Origin of the sequence: Mesorhizobium sp. M7A.F.Ca.CA.001.08.2.1, assembly GCF_003998455.1 — a bacterium.
GTDB lineage: Bacteria > Pseudomonadota > Alphaproteobacteria > Rhizobiales > Rhizobiaceae > Mesorhizobium > Mesorhizobium ciceri.
In genome coordinates, this window is record NZ_RZPW01001210.1 from 1 (window position 1) to 1,073 (window position 1,073).

At 62.0% G+C, this 1,073-nt stretch carries 2 protein-coding genes; one reads left to right on the plus strand and one right to left on the minus strand.

Translation table 11 applies throughout. The annotated features are described in order from the left end of the window. A partial coding sequence (locus EN914_RS36250) for a GNAT family N-acetyltransferase (RefSeq protein WP_127389728.1) occupies positions 1 to 538 on the plus strand: 538 nt, incomplete at its 5' end. 88 nt (positions 539 to 626) lie between these two features. Here the strand turns inward: EN914_RS36250 and EN914_RS36255 are convergent. Beyond that, positions 627 to 920: a hypothetical protein gene (locus tag EN914_RS36255; protein WP_024503606.1), complete on the minus strand. Its 294-nt coding sequence runs from the start codon at positions 918 to 920 to the stop codon at positions 627 to 629. Positions 921 to 1,073: the final 153 nt, after the last annotated feature.

The following is a 1,073-nucleotide window of genomic DNA, read 5'->3' on the forward strand; positions in this document are numbered from 1 at the left end:
GCGTTTCCGCCTGATGGATGCGCACGAAGCCCGCGAGCCGGTGCTGGAACGCGTCGCCGCGCTGAAACGGCTATGGCTCGCAAAACACGGCCGCGTCTCGGACCTGTTCGACGAAGGTTCCCCCGCGCTGCCGGCACTGATCTCGGTTCTGGCCGGGCTTGGGTTGCTGCGCATTTTCGTGCTCGAACGCGAAGACGAGATCATCGCCATATCGATCAATTTCGAGCAGCATGGAACGATGATGGCTTTCGTCACCACCTATGATCCGGCCTTCGAACGGGCCTCGCCGGGCATGGTCTTGATGATGGATTACATCCAGTGGTCGTTCGACAGGGGCTTGACCACGATCGATTTTCTCTGCGGCGGCGAGGATTTCAAGCGCCGCTTTGCGACGCATTCGGTGATCTTGTCGTCAGTGGTGGGTGGACGAAACCTGCGCGGACGCCTTGCCGCCCTGGCAGACCGCGCCCGCCACGCGGCGCAATCCTGGCGCCCCGAGAAACCGGCGCAACAAGCGGAGCTGGTGGCGGCGGAGTAGCAGTGCCGACGCCTTTAGATCACCCGCACAGCGGCAAAGCACGATGAAACGATCGGGCAATCCCGATCAGGGCTTGCTGGTCTCTAGCTCAGAATACGCTTCGCGAAACCGGGCGCTCGACGGCCGGAGACAACCCATCCGCACGCCCTCCCGACGCTTGCTCGCGTGAAGGCTCGATGGCAACCGCAGGTGCGGGAACGGGGGCCGGCAGAACCACCAGTTGCGGCACCTGCTTGAAGGAAAAGCCGCCGCGGATGTCGCCCATCTTGCCGGCGACGATGCCCATGGCCGCCTTTTCGAGGCTGCGATCATAGCGCGTTTCGGCTGTGGCCGGCGCGACGATGACGGCGCAAAGCGCTGCGCCGCACAGAAGCGTTTTCATTGTTGCTGTCTCCCTGCCTGATCACGATCTAGCAGGGCGCCGTTGAAAAACGGCCAAGAGACACGGTAAGCAAAGCGCCAAACGGCAGCGTAAACAACGCGTTAAGAACGTTGGCCGGCAAACTGATTCAAGTCACTGAGACTTTGATTCAGG